Source organism: Microbispora sp. KK1-11 (assembly GCF_006874435.1).
GTDB classification, from domain to species: Bacteria; Actinomycetota; Actinomycetes; order Streptosporangiales; family Streptosporangiaceae; genus Microbispora; species Microbispora catharanthi.
The window spans coordinates 92,263-111,483 of the sequence record NZ_VIRJ01000008.1 but is presented as its reverse complement, the minus strand read 5'-3'; the positions used below and the strand labels follow the sequence as shown (position 1 = coordinate 111,483).

General features: G+C 72.4%; 19 protein-coding genes and 1 pseudogene. 14 read left to right on the top strand and 6 right to left on the bottom strand.

Annotated elements, in window-relative coordinates; genetic code table 11:
- Positions 1–23: 23 nt before the first annotated feature.
- The gene (locus FLW16_RS14320; protein ID WP_142560505.1) at positions 24–686 is read left to right on the top strand and encodes a hypothetical protein; all 663 of its coding nucleotides are present in this window, start codon (positions 24–26) and stop codon (positions 684–686) included.
- A 350-nt stretch (positions 687–1,036) separates the two neighbouring features.
- The gene (locus tag FLW16_RS45180; protein WP_260615256.1) at positions 1,037–1,162 is read left to right on the top strand and encodes a hypothetical protein; all 126 of its coding nucleotides are present in this window, start codon (positions 1,037–1,039) and stop codon (positions 1,160–1,162) included.
- Between the two features lie 285 nt (positions 1,163–1,447).
- On the opposite strand, the gene FLW16_RS14315 is transcribed toward FLW16_RS45180, so the two are convergent.
- Positions 1,448–1,642, bottom strand: a complete 195-nt coding sequence (locus tag FLW16_RS14315) for a CsbD family protein (protein WP_142560504.1) — start codon at positions 1,640–1,642, stop codon at positions 1,448–1,450.
- Between the two features lie 190 nt (positions 1,643–1,832).
- On the opposite strand from FLW16_RS14315, the gene FLW16_RS14310 reads away from it, so the two are divergent.
- Positions 1,833–2,309: an SPW repeat protein gene (locus FLW16_RS14310; protein WP_142560503.1), complete on the top strand. Its 477-nt coding sequence runs from the start codon at positions 1,833–1,835 to the stop codon at positions 2,307–2,309.
- A gap of 170 nt (positions 2,310–2,479) precedes the next feature.
- On the top strand, positions 2,480–3,442 hold the full coding sequence (locus FLW16_RS14305) for a glutathione S-transferase family protein (protein ID WP_142560502.1): 963 nt from the start codon (positions 2,480–2,482) through the stop codon (positions 3,440–3,442).
- 1 nt (position 3,443) lies between these two features.
- On the opposite strand, the gene FLW16_RS14300 is transcribed toward FLW16_RS14305, so the two are convergent.
- Positions 3,444–4,616: an aminotransferase class V-fold PLP-dependent enzyme gene (locus tag FLW16_RS14300; protein WP_260615254.1), complete on the bottom strand. Its 1,173-nt coding sequence runs from the start codon at positions 4,614–4,616 to the stop codon at positions 3,444–3,446.
- A 136-nt stretch (positions 4,617–4,752) separates the two neighbouring features.
- On the opposite strand from FLW16_RS14300, the gene FLW16_RS14295 reads away from it, so the two are divergent.
- The 3 genes from FLW16_RS14295 to FLW16_RS14285 all read left to right on the top strand — a co-directional run bounded on the left by FLW16_RS14295 (position 4,753) and on the right by FLW16_RS14285 (position 6,974).
- Positions 4,753–5,061 (top strand): winged helix-turn-helix domain-containing protein, encoded by a 309-nt coding sequence (locus tag FLW16_RS14295; protein WP_142560500.1) that lies wholly within the window; start codon positions 4,753–4,755, stop codon positions 5,059–5,061.
- A gap of 166 nt (positions 5,062–5,227) precedes the next feature.
- Complete coding sequence (locus FLW16_RS14290; RefSeq protein ID WP_142560499.1) at positions 5,228–6,205, top strand: TerC family protein; 978 nt, start codon at positions 5,228–5,230, stop codon at positions 6,203–6,205.
- Positions 6,206–6,326: 121 nt separating this feature from the next.
- Positions 6,327–6,974, top strand: a complete 648-nt coding sequence (locus FLW16_RS14285; RefSeq protein ID WP_142560498.1) for a 4'-phosphopantetheinyl transferase — start codon at positions 6,327–6,329, stop codon at positions 6,972–6,974.
- A 62-nt stretch (positions 6,975–7,036) separates the two neighbouring features.
- Here FLW16_RS14285 and FLW16_RS14280 read toward each other — a convergent pair whose 3' ends face one another.
- Positions 7,037–7,963, bottom strand: a complete 927-nt coding sequence (locus FLW16_RS14280; protein WP_142560497.1) for an SDR family oxidoreductase — start codon at positions 7,961–7,963, stop codon at positions 7,037–7,039.
- Between the two features lie 121 nt (positions 7,964–8,084).
- Between FLW16_RS14280 and FLW16_RS14275 the strand changes: the two genes are divergently transcribed.
- Positions 8,085–8,651 carry a TetR/AcrR family transcriptional regulator gene (locus FLW16_RS14275; protein WP_142560496.1) on the top strand — a complete coding sequence of 189 codons (567 nt, stop codon included), beginning with the start codon at positions 8,085–8,087 and terminating at the stop codon, positions 8,649–8,651.
- 50 nt (positions 8,652–8,701) lie between these two features.
- Here FLW16_RS14275 and FLW16_RS14270 read toward each other — a convergent pair whose 3' ends face one another.
- From FLW16_RS14270 to FLW16_RS45170, 3 genes and pseudogenes are all read right to left on the bottom strand, one after another.
- Positions 8,702–9,247 carry a YceI family protein gene (locus FLW16_RS14270; protein ID WP_142560495.1) on the bottom strand — a complete coding sequence of 182 codons (546 nt, stop codon included), beginning with the start codon at positions 9,245–9,247 and terminating at the stop codon, positions 8,702–8,704.
- 127 nt (positions 9,248–9,374) lie between these two features.
- Positions 9,375–10,298, bottom strand: coding sequence for a dihydroxy-acid dehydratase (locus tag FLW16_RS45175; RefSeq protein ID WP_260615282.1), 924 nt, complete (start codon positions 10,296–10,298; stop codon positions 9,375–9,377).
- Between the two features lie 106 nt (positions 10,299–10,404).
- A pseudogene (locus FLW16_RS45170) lies at positions 10,405–10,935 on the bottom strand (dihydroxy-acid dehydratase); the annotation flags it as partial.
- 362 nt (positions 10,936–11,297) lie between these two features.
- On the opposite strand from FLW16_RS45170, the gene FLW16_RS14260 reads away from it, so the two are divergent.
- The 6 genes from FLW16_RS14260 to FLW16_RS14235 all read left to right on the top strand — a co-directional run bounded on the left by FLW16_RS14260 (position 11,298) and on the right by FLW16_RS14235 (position 19,220).
- Positions 11,298–12,221 carry an SMP-30/gluconolactonase/LRE family protein gene (locus FLW16_RS14260; RefSeq protein ID WP_142560494.1) on the top strand — a complete coding sequence of 308 codons (924 nt, stop codon included), beginning with the start codon at positions 11,298–11,300 and terminating at the stop codon, positions 12,219–12,221.
- A gap of 79 nt (positions 12,222–12,300) precedes the next feature.
- On the top strand, positions 12,301–13,314 hold the full coding sequence (locus FLW16_RS14255; protein ID WP_142560493.1) for a zinc-binding dehydrogenase: 1,014 nt from the start codon (positions 12,301–12,303) through the stop codon (positions 13,312–13,314).
- Between the two features lie 40 nt (positions 13,315–13,354).
- Positions 13,355–16,207 (top strand): FAD-binding and (Fe-S)-binding domain-containing protein, encoded by a 2,853-nt coding sequence (locus FLW16_RS14250; RefSeq protein ID WP_142560492.1) that lies wholly within the window; start codon positions 13,355–13,357, stop codon positions 16,205–16,207.
- Positions 16,208–16,302: 95 nt separating this feature from the next.
- Positions 16,303–16,656 carry a VOC family protein gene (locus FLW16_RS14245; protein ID WP_142560491.1) on the top strand — a complete coding sequence of 118 codons (354 nt, stop codon included), beginning with the start codon at positions 16,303–16,305 and terminating at the stop codon, positions 16,654–16,656.
- Positions 16,657–16,791: 135 nt separating this feature from the next.
- Positions 16,792–17,484: an urease subunit gamma gene (ureA, locus tag FLW16_RS14240; protein WP_142560490.1), complete on the top strand. Its 693-nt coding sequence runs from the start codon at positions 16,792–16,794 to the stop codon at positions 17,482–17,484.
- Positions 17,481–19,220 (top strand): urease subunit alpha, encoded by a 1,740-nt coding sequence (locus FLW16_RS14235; protein WP_142560489.1) that lies wholly within the window; start codon positions 17,481–17,483, stop codon positions 19,218–19,220. Before ureA ends, FLW16_RS14235 begins: the two co-directional genes overlap by 4 nt.
- Position 19,221: the final 1 nt, after the last annotated feature.

Genomic DNA, 19,221 nt, shown 5'->3' with positions numbered 1-19,221 from the left:
GGACACGTCATCGGGGAGGATCCATGACCACGACCGAGGCGACGCCGGGCACGACCACGGCAGGCACGACTGCCGGCACGGCCACGACCGGCACGACGACCGCCCGGGGCCGGACGACCCGTGCCCGGACGACGACCACGCCGCGCACGCCCACACCCACTCCGGCTCCGCCCACGGGCCCGGGCATGGAGATGAAGGAGGAGCACCGGCCCCAACTGGACCTCAACCTGCCGTTCCTGAGAGTCCAGCTGCGGGCGCCCGAAATGCACCTGCCGCACGTCGGCATGCCGCACATCAGCGGCCAGGACGTCGGGCACGCCGTGGACGTCGCCCGCACGTTCCTTCCGCCGCCCGAGCGGATCATGTACTACGGCGGTCTCGGCGCGCTGGCCGCGCTCGGCATCCTGGAGTGGCCGGTGGCGGCGGCGATCGGCGCGGGAACGATGATCGCCCAGCGCGCCAGGGGCCGCGAGCAGCGCTGGTCCCCGCTCGGCGGTCCGCAGAAGGAGACCCGCGGGAGGACCACGCCCACGCCGGGGACGGCCGCCACCGGAGCCGGAGCCATGCAGGAGCCGGCGACGCCGGCGACAGGACGCGCGGCCGGGAGGAGAAGCACCACGGCCAAGGGCGAGGCGAAGACCCCCGCCACCACCACCGCCCGGCGCACCAGGGCCGGCGCCAAGTAACGCGGGGCGCATCGCGCGGGTCCGCGAACCGGCGGCACCGCGCGATCGGCGCGCGCCCAACGGCATCCGGCGGCCGGCGGCACCCGGCTGGGCGGGGTGCGGCGGCCGGGGACACGGGAGCGGTGCGGGGCCGGCGCGTGAGGCCGCGCGGCCCGGGCACGCCCACGGCCGCGCGGAGGGCCCGGCATGATCTGGGCTCATGATCTGGGACACGGCAGGGGACGCTTGATCGGGACGTGTATCCGCAACGGTCATCGACCGTTCACCGAACGGTAACCTTAACTACGCCGTTTTGGGAGGTTGATGCGTCAATCTTCCCTAGAAGCCGATTTGTCCTAATGAGGTGTGAAGTGTCTGAGTTTCTCGCCGCCGTACTCTCCCGGGCGGCCCTGATGGTCCTGGAGGCGCTGCTCGTGCGTCTCGTCCAGGCTCTTGTGACGTCGACCTTCCGCGTCCGGCTGCCGCACGCGGCCTGACCGGCAGGCATCTTTCGTCATCGCGGGCCGGTGCCGCCGGCCCGGAACCGACGGTTCTCACAAGGCGGCCGTCGGGCCCGGTGAACAGCCGGTGAACACCCCCGTGAATGCGGAAGCCGGCTCCCCGCGGAGCCGGCCGCTCTCCACACCATCAAGGGGGACGGGAGCGCCGGGCGATCATGCCCGGCTCGGCGACCCCTCGCCCCCCGGCGACGGCCGCCGGCCCGTTCGCTCCGGGCCCCTTGCGGCCTGCCGCCTCCCGCGGGATCGTCGTCCCCGCGCGGGTCAGTCCTTGAAGGCGTCCTTCACCTTGCCGGCGGCGTCCTTGACCTTCTCGCCGGCCTGCTTCATGTGACTCTTGGACTGGTCGGCCCGGCCCTCGGCCTCCAGGCTCTCGTCGTCGGTGACCCTGCCGAGCCCCTCCTTGGCCTTGCCGGCGACCTCTTCCGACTTGTTGCGGAACTTGTCCTCCGTGCTCATCCGGACGCTCCTCTCGGTTCCAGAAGCTGACGGACTCCCTCTTTCCGCTGGTGAAGGGCCTAAACGCCGCTCGGCGTGTCGCCGCTCACATCCCGCAAACACAATCCCACCAAAACGGGAAAAAGTGACGAACCGGGCGTACGCTAGGAATAAGGACTACAGCACACACCTCTGAAGGGTGGTGTGACGTATGACACACGGCGCCGACATCGGAACGCATCCCGACATCATGCAGATGCGGGCCCGCTACGAGGCCGCCGCGGCGAACCCCGCCGCGCAGCTCGCCGACGGTCTCACGCTTCTGAGCGGCCTGTATCTAGCGCTCTCACCGTGGATCGTCGGATTCAGCGGCACGCGAACTCCGCTCGCCGTGAACAACCTGATCACGGGCCTCGCCGTGGCACTCCTGGCGATGGGGTACAGCTCGGCGTTCGGGCGCACCTACGGAATCTCCTGGGTCGCCCCGCTGCTCGGTATCTGGACCATCATCGCCCCCTGGGTGATCCGCGGGGGCATGGCGACCACCGCGACGATCATCAGCAATGTGGTCGTCGGCGCGCTCATCCTGCTCTTCGGCCTGGCGACCATGCGGTTCGGCATGATGGAGCGCCGGCAGCCCGGCGGCTTCCGCACGACGGGATCGGCGCACATGGGACCGGCCCGCTGACCGGACCCCGGCCTCCGGCGGACGGCGCCCCGCGCCGGACAGGCGGCGCGCAGGCGCCGGCACCGCCGGCCCCGGGATGCGGTCCGGGCGCGATCGACGCCACGCCATGGCGGTCGTGTCACCGGCTCCCGTTACTCTCGTCTCGTCGGAGACGAGAGGACGGTGGCGACGTGACGACAACGGCCCCCGTCGCGAGTCCGGTGGACTTCGCGGCCTACGGCGACTACGCGATCAAGGCGGCGACCCGGCCGGACGGGTCGTTCGAGCGGCCCCTGTACCGCTTCCGCGACCGCGTGACGGCCGACGGGAGCGGCGGATATCCCGCCGAGCCCGGCCGGTATCACCTGTATGTGTCGCTGGCCTGCCCGTGGGCCCACCGCTCGGTCATCGTCCGGGCGCTCCTCGGCCTGGAGGACGTCGTGTCGATGTCCGTCGTCGATCCCGTGCGCGACGGGCGGGGGTGGGCGTTCCGCGAGGGCCCCGGCCACGGCCCCGACGAGCTCAACGGCTTCACGCTGCTGCGGGAGGCGTACGAGGCGACCGAGCCCGGCTACGACGGCCACGTGTCGGTGCCCGTCCTGTGGGACCGGCGCACCCGCCGGATCGTCAGCAACAACTTCCCCGACATCAGCCTCGACCTCGGCCGGGCGTTCGCGCGGTGGGCCACGCCGGGCATCGACCTCTACCCGGAGGACCTGCGGGGCGACATCGACGCGCTCAACGATCGCGTGTACGCCGACGTCAACAACGGCGTGTACAAGTGCGGCTTCGCCGAGAGCCAGGAGGCGTACGACGCGGCCGTGACGACGTTGTTCGCGGCGCTCGACGATCTCGAGGAGCGCCTGGCCGGCGGCCGCTACCTGTTCGGCGACCGGCTCACCGAGGCCGACGTCCGCCTGTGGGTCACGCTGGCCCGGTTCGACACGGTCTACGTGACCCACTTCAAGGCGAACCTGCGCCGCCTTGCCGACTACCCCAACCTCTGGCGCTACGCCCGGGACCTCTACGCGCACCCGGCCTTCGGCGGCACGACGAACTTCGACCACATCAAGCGGCACTACTACGGCACCCACCCGAAGATCAACCCGCTGCGCATCGTGCCCGCGGGGCCGGTCATCGACTGGAGCCTGTAGCTCACGCGGAGGGCAGGGCCTCGCACAGCCGGTCCAGCTCGTCCTCGGTGTTGTAGTAGTGCACCGAGGACCGCACGAGCGAGGGCAGCGCGCGGGCCTCGAAGTCCCAACGGGCGGAGGTCGCGGCGGACACCGAGACGTTGACCTTCGCGGCCGACAGCCGGGCTGCCACGTCCCCGCTGTCGTGCCCGTCCACGGTGAACGTCACGATGCCGCACCGCCGCGCCCCCCGGTCGTGCACGGTCACCCCGGGGATCGCGGCCAGCCGCCCGCGCAGCGCCTCGGCGAGGCCGGTCACCCGCTCCTCGATGGCGTCGAGCCCGAGGCTCAGCGCGTAGTCGGCCGCCACGCCGAGACCGATCTTGCCGGCCACATAGCCCTCCCAGTTCTCGAACCGCCGGGCGTCGCCGCGCACCTCATAGGAGTCCGCGGAGGTCCAGGTGGCGGCGTGCAGGTCGAGGAACGGCGGCTCCAGTCGGTCGAGCATCCGCCGCGAGCAGTACAGGAACCCGGTGCCACGCGGCCCGCGCAGGAACTTGCGGCCGGTCGCCGACAACAGGTCGCAGCCGATCTCGCGGACGTCGACCCGCAGCTGCCCGATCGACTGGCAGGCGTCCAGCAGGAACGTCACCCCGGCCTCCCGCGCCACCGCGCCGATCTCCGCCGCCGGGTTGACCAGGCCGCCCTGCGTCGGCACGTGGGTGACGGCGATCAGCTTGACCCGCTCGTCGATCATGTCGCGCAGCGCCTCGACGGACAGGGCGCCGGTCTCGTCGTCGGGCACCACCTCGACCCGCACGTCGTGCCGCCGGGCGGTCTGCAGGAAGGCGATCGCGTTGCTTGCGTACTCGGCGCGCGAGGTGAGGATGCGGTCGCCCGGCTTCCACGGCAGGGAGTAGAAGGCCATGTCCCAGGCGCGGGTGGCGTTCTCGACGAGGGCGATCTCGTCGCGGTCCGCGCCGACGAGATCGGCCAGCGCGTCGTAGGTCCGCTCCGACCGGTCGAGGGCGGCGGCGGCCGCCTCGTAGCCGCCGACGCGCTCCTCCAGTCGCAGGTGGTCCACCACGGCGTCGGTCACCTGCCGCGGCGGCAGGGACGAACCGGCGTTGTTGAGGTGGACGACGTGTTCGCATCCCGGCGTGTCCGCCCGCACCCGTCCGACGTCGATGGTCACGTGAAGCCTCCCAGAAGATCCCGAAAGCCCCATTCTGCCCGGTCTGTGATTCACTCCTCCGTGTACGGCCCGGGCAGGTACGTCGCGAGGGTGCCCCCGACCTGGGTTTCCCGAATCCGCCATCGCATAATGAGGTATGAGCACCTCCTCCCCGGCGGGCGGCTGGGCGTTCCTCACCAACCACGCGCACGTCCTGCTCGCGCTGTCCCGCGACCCCGACGCGCGGCTGCGGGACGTCGCCGAGGCGGTCGGGATCACGGAGCGGGCGGCCCAGGCGATCGTCTCCGACCTGGAGGCGGCGGGCTACCTGCGCCGTGAGCGCGTGGGGCGGCGCAACCACTACACGATCAACCCTCTGGCCCCGTTCCGCCACCCGATCGAGCGGCACCGGCACATCGGCGAGCTCCTGGAGCTGTTCGGGGCGGCGGTTGACGCACGAAGCTGATTTCGTGAATACTTGAACACAGTTCGAGGGGGAGTACCCGGCTTCCTCAGCGTCGTCATCACGGCCGCCGTCGTAGGGCGTCCCGGCGCGAGGGTCACCGCTGGCGGTGGCACGGGGAGACCGTCGGCCTGCCGAGCCCGCCCATGCGGCGGTGAGGAGGTTGACGATGTCTGTGCCCCTGTGGGTCTGGGCCGCGGTTCTGGCGGTCATCCTCGCCATGCTCGCCGTGGACCTGTTCGCCCATCGCCGGGCCCACGTGGTGGGCGTACGCGAGGCGCTGTCCTGGTCGGGGGTGTGGATCGCGCTGGGCCTCGGCTTCGGGGTCGTGGTCTGGCTTGCCTGGGGGCCGGAGGCGGGCGGGGAGTATCTGGCCGGTTACCTCATCGAGAAATCCCTGGCCGTCGACAACGTCTTCGTGATCGCGCTGCTGTTCTCGTTCTTCGCGGTCCCCCGCGAGCTGCAGCATCGTGTGCTGTTCTTCGGCGTGCTCGGCGCGCTGGTCTTCCGTGCGGCGTTCATCGGCGCGGGCGCCGTCCTGCTCGACCGCTTCCACTGGATCCTGTACGTCTTCGGGGCGTTCCTGCTCTACACCGGCGTGAAGATGGCCAGGCATTCGGCGATCGAGGTGCACCCCGACCGCAACCCGGTGCTGCGCGCGATGCGCCGGCTCATCCCCGTCACCGACTCCTACCAGGGCCAGCGGTTCCTCGTACGGCAGGACGTGGACGGGCGGGACGGGCGGCCGGGCCGCCGGTGGGCCGCGACGCCGCTGCTGGCCGTCCTGGTCGCGGTGGAGACCAGCGACATCGTCTTCGCCGTCGACTCGATTCCGGCGATCTTCGCCGTCACCTCCGAGCCGTTTCTCGTCTTCACCTCCAACGCGTTCGCGATCCTGGGGCTGCGCGCGATGTACTTCCTGCTGGCCGGGGCCATGCACCGGTTCGGCTATCTGCGGTACGGCCTGGCGGCGATCCTCGTGTTCGTCGGCGCGAAGATGCTCCTTGCGGACGTGTACAAGATCCCCGTATGGCTGTCGCTCGCGGTCATCTGTGCCTGCCTCGTGGTCTCCGTGGGCGCGAGCGAAGCCAGGAACCGCCGTGAGGAGCGCGCGGGGAAGGACCTGACCGCCCGGGATCGCCGGTAGCGAGGCCCCGCCCGCCCGTGCGGCCGCCCGGAATCGATCTTCCGCTGCCGCACGGAGATCTGTACTCTCCACACATGGCCGCGTCGATGGAGGGGATGTTCGCGGCGCCGGGGACGGCCGCATGATCAACGAGATCCTGCCCCCGTGGGTGGCGTCGGCCGAGAAGTTCGGCGACGTGCCGGAGGAGACGCTGTTCCCGGAGGAGAGGCCGCTCATCGCGCGGGCCGTCGACCGGCGGCGGCGCGAGTTCGTCACCGGACGCCACTGCGCCCGGCTCGCGCTGGCCCGGATCGGCGTCACGCCGGTGCCGATCCCGCGCGGCGAGCGGGGCGCGCCCGTCTGGCCCGCCGGCACGGTCGGCAGCATCACGCACTGCTCGGGCTATCGCGCGGCGGCCGTCGCCTCCACGGACGTCGCGCGCGCGGTCGGCATCGACGCGGAACCGCACGAACCCCTTCCCGAGGAGGTCCTTTCCACGATCGCCTCCCCCGGGGAGATCGCCGCCCTCCGGGCGATGGGGGACGCGGACGGGGAGGTCTGCTGGGACAGAATCCTGTTCAGCGCCAAGGAGTCGGTCTACAAGGTGTGGTTCCCGCTGACCGGCCGCTGGCTCGACTTCACCGGGGCGGTCGTGGACATCGAACCCTCGGGCGCGTTCCGCGCACGGCTCCTGGTCGCCGACCCGGCCATGGCGACGAGCACCCTGCCGGGCCGGTGGGTGGTGAGCGACGGGCACATCGCGACCTCCATCGCCCTCCCCCTGCCCTGACGATCCCGGGCCCTGACGATCCCGCACCGCCGCGCCGGCGCTCGCCGGTCACCGCTCGCCGGTCACTCTGCGCGGAAGTAGTGGCCCTTGTCGAGGTCGTCGATCAGCCCCGGCTGCACCGGCTGCCATCCCAGCAGTTCACGGGTCAGCGCGCTCGACGCGGGGGCGTCGATCCCGATCATGCCGCCCAGCCAGGAGAAGTGCTCGCTCGCCTCCTCGCTGGGGATCGAGACCACCGGCAGGCCGAGGTGGCGGCCGATCACCTCGGCGACGGCGCGGATCGGCACACCCTCGTCGGTGACCGCGTGCAGCACCGAACCCGCCGGGGCCTTCTCCAGCGCGAGGCGGAACAGGTGCGCGGCGTCGAGCCGGTGCACCCCGGGCCAGCGGTTGGACCCGTCGCCGACGTGACCGGAGACGCCCCTGTCGCGGGCGATGCCGACCAGCGCCGCCATGAAGCCGTGGTCTCCCTCGCCGTACACGGTCGGGGGCAGGCGCAGCACCGACGAGCGGACGCCGCTGGATGCGAGGTCGAGCGTCCTCAGCGCGGTGGCCTGCCGGGCCCGCGGGCCCTCGTCGTGCGCCCCGGCGGAGCCGGAATCACGCCCGTCCCGCTCGGTCGCCACCCGCCCCTGTGTGAGCCCGAGGAGGCCGGAGGCGAGGACGAACGGCCGGTCGGAGCCCGCCAGCGCCTCGCCGAACGTCTCGACGGCGCGGCGATCCGCGTCGGCGGCGCCCTGGAAGTCACCGGTGAAGGCGATGTCGTGCTTGAACGCGAGATGGATCACCCCGTCCGCCTCCGCGGCCGCGCTCCGCAGGGTGCCGAGATCGTCGATGGTGCCGCGGCGCACCTGCGCCCCGGCCCTGGTGAGTGCGGCGGCCGACGCGTCGGACCGCGCCAGGCCCACGACCTCGTGCCCCGCGCCGATGAGCTCGGGGACGACGGCGGAGCCGATCCAGCCGGACGCTCCGGTGACGAAAACGCGCATGACGTACTCCAAGTGGTCGATTGCCCTCCGCACCGGATCACACCGAGCGGACAGCGATGTCAGCGACTGTCATCAACGTAGCACTGATGTCAGTCGCTGTCATCAGGGTAGGATCCGAGGCATGGGTCGATGGGAGCCGAACGCACGCGGCCGTCTCGCGCAGGCGGCGATCGAGCTCTACATCGAACGCGGGTACGAGCAGACCACGGTGGCGGAGATCGCCAAGCGGGCGGGGCTGACGGAGCGCACGTTCTTCCGGCACTTCGCCGACAAGCGCGAGGTGCTGTTCTGGGGCTCGGGAACGCTGCGGGATCACCTCGTGAACGCCGTCACCGCCGCGCCGGACTCCGCCGCGCCGATCGACGTGATAGCCGGAGCCGTCGAGAGCGTCGGCGCCGTGTTCCAGGAGCGCCGCGCGAGCGCCCGGCAGCGGCAGACCGTCATCGCCGCCAACGCCGAACTCCGGGAACGAGAGCTGATCAAGCTCGCGTCGTTGTCCGCGGCGCTCGCCGACACGCTGCGGCGGCGCGGCGTCACGGACCCGGCCGCGAGCCTGGCCGCCGAGGCGGGGATCGCCGTCTTCAAGATCGCGTTCGAACGGTGGATCGGCGACCCCGGCGAGCCGGATCTGTCGCAGATCGTCCGGGAGTCGTTCGACGAGCTGAAAGCCCTGACAGCGGGCAGGTGATCGCTCACGCGGCAGGCCATCGCCTACCGCTAAAGACGAGTCATGCTCTTTCAGGACCGCCGGATCGCGGTGACGTCGAACTCCAGCAGCACCTTCGGGCTGACGACGACCGTGGTCGCGGCGTTCCAGTTCACGCCCCAGTGGCTGCGGTTGATCGTGAGGCTTCCCTTGAAACCGACTTGGAGAGCGCCCCTCGGACCGTTCTCGACGCCGGTCAGCTCGATGTCCATCGTCACGGGCCTGGTCACGCCGCAGATGGTCAGGTCACCGGTGACCTCGAAGCCGGCGTCACCGGTCTGTTCCACCGTGGTCGAGGCGAAGGTGAGCGCCGGGTGGGCGTCCGCCTTCAGGAACCTGGTGCGCAGGTGGCCGTCGCGCTGGGAGTTGCGGGTCTGGATGCTCGCGGCCTGAACGGTGAGCCGGACGCTGGACCTCGACGGGTCGTCGCCGTCGAGGTGAGCGCCGCCCTCGAATTCGGCGAACCGCCCGCGCACTCTGCCGGCCATCGTGTGCCGGGCGACGAACCCGATCCTCGTGCGGGCGGTGTCGAGGACGTAATCGCCGGTCAGCTCGCTGAGTGTGGTCGTGGTCGACATGCTTTCCTCACTCCTTCCTGGTCTTCAGCACTACGACGACGCAGCACCGCGGAATGTGAGGAGGCGCCGGCCTCTGTCTGGTCGATCCGGTGAGAGCGGCTGAACAGGAGGAGCGGAGAGACGGGATCTAATGGGAGTCGCGGGACACCCGGTGGCCGCTGGAGCCGGTGAGGAAGCCGAGGTCGGCGCCGGTGTCCGCCTGGCCGACCGTCTCGACGTACAGACGCTCCCAGCCGCGGCCCGGGGCGGCGAAGGCCCGCACCATGGCCGGTGACGGTTCGCGGGCGGCCAGTTCCTCGGCGGGGACCTCGACGTCGAGCCTGCGGTTCTCGACGTCGAGGACGACGATGTCGCCGGTGCGGACGAGGCCGAGCGGGCCGCCGGCGGCCGCTTCCGGCGCGACGTGCAGCACGACCGTGCCGTAGGCGGTGCCGCTCATCCGCCCGTCGCAGATGCGGACCATGTCCCGCACGCCCTGGGCGAGCAGCTTCGCGGGCAGCGGCATGTTGGCGACCTCCGGCATGCCGGGATAGCCCTTGGGGCCGCAGCCGCGCAGGATGAGCACCGAGTCGGGGGTGACGTCCAGGTCCGGATCGTCGAGCCGGGCCTGCAGGTCCTCGACGGAGTCGAACACGACGGCGGGCCCGCGGTGGCGCAGCAGGTGCGGCGAGGCCGCCGCCGGTTTGATCACCGCGCCGTCGGGGGCGAGGTTGCCGCGGAGCACCGCGATCCCGGCCTCCTCCAGCAGGGGCGTCTCTCGGGGGCGGATGACCTCGGGGTCGTGGATGCGGGCCTCGTCGAGGTAGTCCACAAGCGGACGGCCCGTCACGGTGATCGCCCGCGGGTCGAGCAGGTCGCGCACCTCGCGCAGCACGGCGTGCAGGCCGCCCGCCCGGTAGAGGTCGTCCATGAGGAACCGCCCGGCGGGCAGCAGGTCGACGAGCAGCGGCACGCCCGACCCCGTACGGTCGAAGTCGTCCTGGGTGAGCTCCACCCCCAGCCGCCCCGCGATGGCGAGCAGGTGGACGACGGCGTTCGTGGACCCGCCGATCGCGGCGAGCGCGACGATGGCGTTGAGGAAGGAGCCGGCGGCTGAGCACCGTGCTGGGCCGGCGGTCGGCGGCGACCATCTCGACGGCGAGCGACCCGGTGGCGTGCGCGGCCTCCAGCAGGCGACTGTCGGCCGCCGGGGTGCCCGCGACGCCCGGCAGGGTCATGCCGAGGACCTCGGCGAGCAGGCCCATGGTGGAGGCGGTGCCCATGGTGTTGCAGTGGCCCTTGCTGCGGATCATCGACGACTCCGAGCGCATGAACTCCGCCCGGGTCAGCGTCCCGGCGCGGACCTCCTCGCTGAGCTTCCACACGTCGGTGCCGCAGCCGAGCGGCACGCCGCGGAAGTGGCCGGTGAGCATCGGCCCGCCCGGCACGACGACCGCGGGCAGGTCCACGGACGCGGCGGCCATCAGCAGCGCGGGGATCGTCTTGTCGCATCCCCCGAGCAGAACGACCCCGTCGATCGGGTTGGCCCGCAGCAGTTCCTCCGTGGCCATCGCGGCCATGTTGCGCCACAGCATGGCCGTGGGGCGCACCTGCGTCTCCCCCAGCGACACCACCGGCAGGTTCAGCGGGACGCCGCCCGCCTCCCAGACGCCGCGCTTGACGTGCTCGGCGACCTCGTCCAGGTGCATGTTGCACGGGGTCAGGTCCGACGCGGTGTTCGCGATCGCGATGTGCGGACGGCCGTCGAAGGCGTGGGAGGGCAGCCCGCGTCTCATCCACGCTCGGTGGATGTACGCGTTGCGGCCGGTCCCGGCGTACCACTCGGCGCTGCGGCTCGTCCCCATTCGGCACCCAATCTGCGCGGAGGCAGAGACCCGTGTGAGGCTAACCCACCGATCACTGCGGCCGGAAGATCCCGGTGATGGCCTTTTCTCCCGCCCGAAATCGGCTCTAGTATCCCGAACATGACCGCGCTTCCGCTCGCTCCGCCGCGAGCGGTTCCCGGCGGCCTGCCGTCCATCCCTGCGATCGCCGCCGGACAGGAGGTCCGATGACGACCAGGCAGTTCACCGCCGCCCAGGCCTCCGCCGAGGTGTACGCCCTCGGCGAGGGCCCCGTGTGGGATCCCGGCAGGCAGCGCCTGCTGTGGGTGGACATCGACGCGGGGGCGGTGCACGAGGGACGGCTCGACCCCGCGACCGGCGCCGTCGCCGCCACCACGGCGCACACCTTCGGCGGCACCGTGGGGGGCACGGCGGGCGGCACCGTGGGCGGCACAGTGGGCGCGGTCGCCGTCTCTGCCGGCGGAGAGCTCGTCGTCGCCGAGCGCGAGGTCCTCACCCGGGTCGACACCGCGGGCCGCCGCACCGAGCTCGCCCGGGTGCTGCCTCCCGGCGCGCCGAGCCGGCTCAACGACGGCGCCGTGGACCCGGCCGGGCGCTTCCTGATCGGCAGCATGGCGCTGGACGACCGGGAGGGCCAGGAGGTGCTGGTCCGCCTCGACGGCACGACCTGCGTCCGCCTCGACGACGACCTGACCCTGTCGAACGGCCTCGCCTGGAGCCCCGCGGGCGACCGCATGTACAGCATCGACAGCACGCCGCACGTGGTGTGGGAGCGCGACTACGACCCCGCCACCGGGCGGACCGGGCCGCGGCGGGAGCTGTTCAGGCTCACCGGCGGCATGCCCGACGGGATGTGCGCCGACGCCGAGGGCAATCTGTGGATCGCGGTCTTCGGCGGCGGCCGGGTGGAGTGCCGCGATCCCGGCGGGCGCCTGCTCGCCACGGTCGAGGTCGGTGCGCCCAACGTGACCTGTCCCGCCTTCGCCGGGCCGGATCTCGACGTCCTCGTCATCACCACGTCCACTGAGGGCGTCGATCTGGCCGAACATCCCGGATCGGGGCACCTGTTCACCGCCCGAGTGGGCGTACGCGGCCTGGCGACGCCTTACTGGGTGCCGCCTCGATCATGAGCCCCGTTCCCCGTCAAGGAGACACGACCTTGCCCCTCACCCGCATCGGCGCCGTCGCGCCCGTCCCCTTCCCCCGGTAGTGCGGGCACTGGTCATCACCGGCCCCGGCACGGCCGAGGTCGTGGACGTCGAGCCGCCCGTCGCCGCGCCCGGGCAGGTGGTCGTCGACGTCGAGCGGGTCGGCGTCTGCGGCACCGACCTGGAGCTGTTCACCGGTGGGATGAGCTATCTGCACAGCGGTCACGCGTCGTACCCGCTGCGCCCCGGTCACGAGTGGTGCGGCGTCGTCACCGCGCTCGGCGAGGGCGTCCACCCCCGCTGGCTGGGCCGCCGCGTCACCGCCGACACCATGCTGGGCTGCGGCCGCTGCCCCCTGTGCCGGGACGGCCTGCACCACGTGTGCCCCGACCGGGCCGAGATCGGCATCCGCAAGGGCTTCCCGGGGGCGCTGGCAGAACGGCTCGCCGTGCCGGCGACGGCACTGCACGCGCTGCCCGAGACGATCGACGCGACACTGGGCGCGCTGGTCGAACCCGGCGGCAACGCCCTGCGCGCGGTGCGCTACGCCGCCCTGGAGACAGGCGATCGGCTGCTGGTGCTGGGCACGGGCACGATCGGCCTGCTCGTGGCGCTGCTCGCGCGGACGCGCGGCGCGCAGGTGCATCTGATGGGCCGCGACGAGCCCACGCTCCGGCTGGCCCGCGACCTCGGCTTCGCGGGCGTGTGGACCCGGGCGTCACTTCCGTCCCTCCCGTGGGACGCCGTGGTCGACGCGTCCACCGCGGCGGACCTGCCGGCGCTCGCGCTCGACCTGGTCAGGCCCGCGGGCCGGGTAGTCTATGTCGGTCTCGCGGGGTCCCCCAGCCGCATCGACACCCGTGACCTCGTGTTCAGGGACGTCACCGCCGTCGGCGTGCTCAGCGGTTCGGCCGGTCTGGCCGGGACCATCGAGGCGTACGCGGACGGATCCGTCGACGCCCGCCCGCTCGTGGCCGCCACCGTCGGCCTGGACGACGCCGCCGGCGTGCTGGCGGGACGCCGCCCGGCCGGCGCGGGTCCGGGCCCCAAGATCCACATCGACCCTCGGCGATAGAGGGGGCGCACCGGCGCCTCCGGACGGAAGCGTTGAGATCATGAACCTTACCGATGCCGGAACCCCTGCAGGACCGCGACGGCCGGGGCCGTCCGACCCCGCCGTGCTGGCGGCGGTGGAGGCCGCCGTTCCGGGGATCACTCGTGCGCGGGTGAGTGACCGGTTGGGCATGGCGCACGACGCGTCGCATTATCTGCTGACTCCGCAGGCGGTGGTGGTGCCGGAAAGCGCGGCGCAGGTGGCGGCGTTGATGCGGGCCGGGCTGCCGCTGACCTTCCGCTCCGGCGGCACGAGCCTGTCGGGGCAGGGGGTGAGCGAGCATCTGCTGGTCGACACCCGCCGTCATTTCCGGGGTGTGGAGGTGCTCGACGGCGGTGCGCGGGTGCGGGTGCAGCCGGGGGCGGTGTTGCGGCAGGTCAACGCCCGCCTGGCCGCCTACGGGCGCAGGCTGGGCCCCGACCCGGCCAGTGAGTCGGCGTGCACGATCGGCGGGGTGGTGGCCAACAACTCCAGCGGGATGACCTGCGGCACCCACGCCAACACCTACCGCACGCTGGAGTCGATGGTCGTGGTGCTGCCCAGCGGCACCGTGATCGACACCGGCGCGCCCGATGCCGACGCGCGGCTGCGCGCCCTGGAGCCCGCCCTGGCAAAGGGCCTGGAACGGTTGCGCGACCGGATCCGCGGCAACCCCGAGTCGGTACGCCGTATCACCGCCCAGTTCGCCATCAAGAACACCATGGGCTACGGCCTCAACAGCTTCCTCGACCACGACAGCCCGGCGCAGATCCTCGCCCACCTGGTCGTCGGCAGCGAGGGCACCTTGGGTTTCGTCGCCGAGGCGGTGCTGCGCACGGTGCCGGCGCACCGGCTGGCCGCGACCGGCCTGCTGGTCTTCTCCTCGCTGCGGGAGGCGATGGCCGCCACACCCGAGCTGGTCGCGGCCGGCCCCGCCGCGGTCGAACTGCTCGACGCCGAGTCGCTGCGGGTGGCCCGGACCGACCCGCATGCCGACGACGTCCTGCGCACCCTGGACGTACAGTCGCACGCCGCGCTGCTGGTGGAGTGGCAGGAGTCCGACCCCGAACCGCTCACCGCACGCGAGCGGGAGGCCGGACGGGTCTTCGCCCGGCTGAACCTGGCCGCCCCGGCCCGGCTCAGCGGGGACAGCGCCGGCCGGGCGGCCCTGTGGCGCATCCGCAAGAACCTGTACGCGTCTGTCGCCGGTGCCCGGCCGTCCGGCACCACCGCGCTGCTGGAGGACGTCGCCGTCCCCGTCCCCGCGCTGGCCGACCTGTGCGACGAGCTGACCGAGCTGTTCGCGAAGCACAGGTACGAGCGCAGCGTGATCTTCGGGCACGCCAAGGACGGCAACCTGCACTTCATGCTCAACGAGCGCTTCGGCACCGACCTCGACCGCTACGCCGAGTTCACCGAGGAGATGGTCGATGCCGTGCTGTCTCGGGCCGGCACGCTGAAAGCCGAGCACGGCACCGGCCGGGTCATGGCCCCCTTCGTCCGCCGCCAGTACGGCGATGAGCTGTATGAGGTCATGCGGGAGGTCAAGCGTTTGTGCGACCCGGCCGGCACGCTCAACCCCGGCGTGCTGGTCACCGACGACCCGGAGGCGCACCTGCGCGACCTCAAGCCCGTCGCCACCGTCGAGCCCGAGGTCGACCGGTGCGTGGAGTGCGGCTACTGCGAGCCGGTCTGCCCCAGCCGCGACCTGACCACCACCCCACGCCAGCGCATCGTGCTGCGCCGCGAGATCGCCGCGGCCCGCGCGGCCGGCGACCACGCGCTCGCCCGGCAACTGGAGGAAGAGTACGACTACGACGCCGTCGACACCTGCGCGGTGGACGGCATGTGCGCCACCGCCTGCCCCGTACTGATCAACACCGGCGACCTCACCAAGCGCCTGCGCGCCGGCCGTCACGGGCGCGCCGCGCGGGCGGGCTGGAAGACCGCCGCGAAGCACTGGGACGCGGTGACCCGGGCGATGGACCTCGCGATGGACGCGGCGGCCGCGGCCCCGGCCGGGCTGGCCGAGAAAGCCAGCCGGGCCGCCCGCGCCGTCGGCGACCCCGACACCGTCCCCCAGTGGAGCCGCGACCTGCCACGCGGCGGAAAGCGGCGCCGTCCCGCCCCCGCTCCCGGCGCCGACGCGGTGTACGTGCCGTCGTGCCTGAACACCATGTTCGCCCCCGCCGACGGCGGCCCCGGCGTCATGGCCGCGCTGCTACGGCTCGCCGAGCGGGCCGGCCTGCGACTGCACGTGCCGGAGGGCGTCGGGAGCCTGTGCTGCGGCACGCCGTGGTCCTCCAAGGGCTTCGGCGAAGGCTACGAGGTGATGCGCCGCCGGGTGCGCGAGACGCTCCTGACGGCCACCGACGGCGGCCGGATCCCGGTCGTCAGCGACGCCGCCTCCTGCACCGAAGGGTTCGAACGGCTGGTCGCCGCGGGGTCCGAACCGCCCACGGGCGCGGCCTCGCCCGTCGTCCGGGTGCTCGACGCCGTGACCTTCGTGGCCGAGCACGTCCTGCCGCGGCTGCCGCAGCCGCAGGAGGACCGCAGGGCGGCCTCGCTCGCCCTGCACCCGACCTGCTCCTCGGTCCGGCTCGGCCTCGACGCCGCCATCGCCAAGGTGGCCGGGGCGGTGGCGAAGGAGGTCGTCGTCCCGGACGGCTGGCAGTGCTGCGCCTTCGCCGGCGACCGGGGGCTGCTGCACCCGGAACTGACCGCCTCCGCCACCCGCGCCGAGGCCGCCTCGGTCGCCGAGGGCGGCTTCGCCGCGCACGCGTCGGTCAACCGCACCTGCGAGATCGGCCTGACCCGCGCCACCGGGAAGACCTACCACCACCTGCTCGAACTGCTCGACCAGGTCACCGCCTGAAGAACGCTGCCGCGATCCCGAAGGCACGATAACGAGTTCCCCGCGATTGAGACGTAGTGCGAAGCGGGCTATCACGGTCCTGCCAGGATGGCGACATGGAGCGTGTGCTTGGAATCGGCGGATACTTCCTGCGGGCCGCCGACCCGGTGGCCCTGAGCGCGTGGTATCGCGACTGCCTGGGCCTGGACGCCGACGAGAACGGCCTGTGGCGTCAGGAAGCCGGGGCGACGGTGTTCGCGACCTTCGAGTCCGAGACCGAGTATTTCGGCTCCCGCGCCCAGCAGACGATGCTCAATTTCCGTGTCCGCGACCTCGATGCGATGCTCACGCAATTGCGCGCCAAGGGAGCGGACGTGGCCGAGGAGACTCAGGACATGGAGGGTGTCGGCCGGTTCGGCTGGGTCACCGACCCTGAGGGCAATCGGATCGAGCTGTGGCAGCCCAGCTGACAGTGTCAAGGCGGTGACGAGCCGGTGGGCTGTGGACGGTCAGGGCGGGCCAGCGATAGCTTGACCATCCATGCGGGGACATTTCGCCACGAGACTGCCCAAAAGTGAGCAAACGCCGATGACAGGCGGGGCCGCGTGCGTCTGACCCCCTCGGAACGGGACCGGCTGCTGATCTTCACCACGGCCGAGCTGGCCCGCGCCCGCCGCGCCCGCGGACTGCGGCTGAACGTCCCGGAGGCGACCGCGATCATCGCCGACACCGTCTGTGAGGCGGCGCGTGACGGCAGGCGGCTGGCCGAGGCGATCCAGGCCGCCCGCGAGGTTCTCGGCCCGGACGACGTACTGCCCGGAGTGCCCGACGTCGTCACCGAGGTGCAGGTGGAGGCGGTCTTCGACGACGGCACCCGGCTCGCGGTGGTCACCGACCCCTTCGGCGGCGCAGGTTCCCTCGGCGACGACGCCCCCGGAGCGGTCGTGCTCGGGCCCGGCGACGGCTACGACCCGCCCGCCGCCTCCGTGCGGCTGCGCGTGCGCAACACCGCGCCGGTGCCGATCTCGGTGACCTCCCACTTCCACTTCTTCGAGGTCAACCCGCGTCTCGCGTTCGACCGGGCCGCCGCGTACGGCATGCGCCTGGCCGTGCCCGCCGGGTCGTCCGTACGGTTCGACCCCGGAGCGACGCGGGAGGTCGCGCTGGTGCCGATCGGCGGCGCCCGGGTGGCGGTCGGCTTCGCGGGACTGGTCGACGGCCCGCTGGACGCGCCCGGGGCGAAGGAGGCCGCCCTGGCGAAGGCCCGGGCATGCGGCTACCTCGTGGAGACGACATGAGCGGTCATGGCGAGCACAGGTATGCCGAGCGCGGTTATGTCGCCGCGCACGGTCCACGGGCCGGCGACCGCGTCCGGCTCGGCGACTCCGGCCTCGTGGTCGAGGTCGAGAGCGACGCGCAGCGGCCCGGCGACGAGTTCCTCGCGGGCTTCGGCAAGACGGCGCGCGACGGCCTGCATCTGTTGGCCGCGCCGGTCCGCGAGACCTGCGACGTGGTGATCAGCAACGTCGTCGTCATCGACGCGGTGCTGGGCGTGCGCAAGGTGTCGATCGGCATCCGTGCCGGGCGGATCGCGGCCGTGGGCCGGGCCGGCAACCCCGACACCCTCGACGGCGTGGACGTCGTGGTGGGCACCGGGACCGCCATCGTCTCCGGCGAGGGCCTGATCGCGACCGCCGGGGCCGTGGACACCCACGTCCACCTCCTCTCACCGCGGATCATGGAGGCCTCGCTCGCCTCCGGCGTCACCACGATCATCGGCCAGGAGTTCGGGCCGGTGTGGGGCGTCGGCGTCAACTCCCCCTGGGCCCTGCGGCACGCGTTCAACGCGTTCGACGCCTGGCCCGTCAACATCGGCTTCCTCGCCCGCGGTTCCTCCTCCGGGGACGGCCCGCTGACCGAGGCGCTGGCCGAGGGCGGGGCCTGCGGCTTCAAGGTGCACGAGGACATGGGTGCGCACGCCCGCGCGCTCGACACCGCGCTGCGGGTGGCCGAGGACTACGACGTCCAGGTCGCCCTGCACACCGACGGCCTCAACGAATGCCTGTCGGTGGAGGACACGCTCGCGGTGCTGGAGGGGCGCACCATCCACGCCTTCCACATCGAGGGCTGCGGCGGCGGCCACGTGCCGGACGTGCTGCGGCTGGCGGGGGTGCCGAACGTGATCGGCTCCTCCACGAACCCCACCCTGCCCTTCGGCAGGGACGCGCTCGCCGAGCACTTCGACATGATCGTGTCCTGTCACGGGCTGAAGACGGACCTGCCCGGCGACGCCGCTCTGGCCCGCGACCGCATCAGGGCCGGCACGATGGGCGCCGAGGACGTGCTGCACGACCTCGGGCTCATCGGCATCACCTCGTCCGATGCTCAAGGGATGGGCCGTGCCGGGGAGACCGTGCGGCGCACCTTCGCGATGGCGGCCAAGATGAAGGCGGAGCGCGGCCCGCTGGACGGCGACCGGGCGGAGCACGACAACGCCCGCGTGCTGCGTTACATCGCCAAGCTCACGATCAACCCGGCGATCGCCCACGGCCTGGCCCACGAGATCGGCTCGATCGAGCCCGGCAAGCTCGCCGACATCGTGCTGTGGCGGCCGGAGTTCTTCGGGGCCAAGCCGCAGCTCGTGCTCAAGGCCGGGTTCCCCGCGTACGGGGTGGTGGGCGACCCCAACGCCGCCACCGACTCCAGCGAGCCGCTGGTCCTCGGCCCGCAGTTCGGAGCCCACGGCGGGACCGCCGCGGACCTGTCGGTGGCCTTCGTCTCCGGGGCGGCGGCGGCCACGGTCACCCCCGCGTTCGCCGGGTCGGCGCACCGGCCCGCCGACGGCCTGCCCACCCGCCGGGCCCGGATCGGCGTACGCGGCACCCGGAGCATCGGCCCCGCCGCTATGGTGCGCAACGACCGCACCGGCGAGGTGCGGGTCGACCCGCGAACCGGGCAGGTGAGCCTCGACGGGGAGCCGGTGAGCTCGCCTCCGGCGCGGTCCGTCTCGCTCAACCGCCTCTACTTCCTCTGAC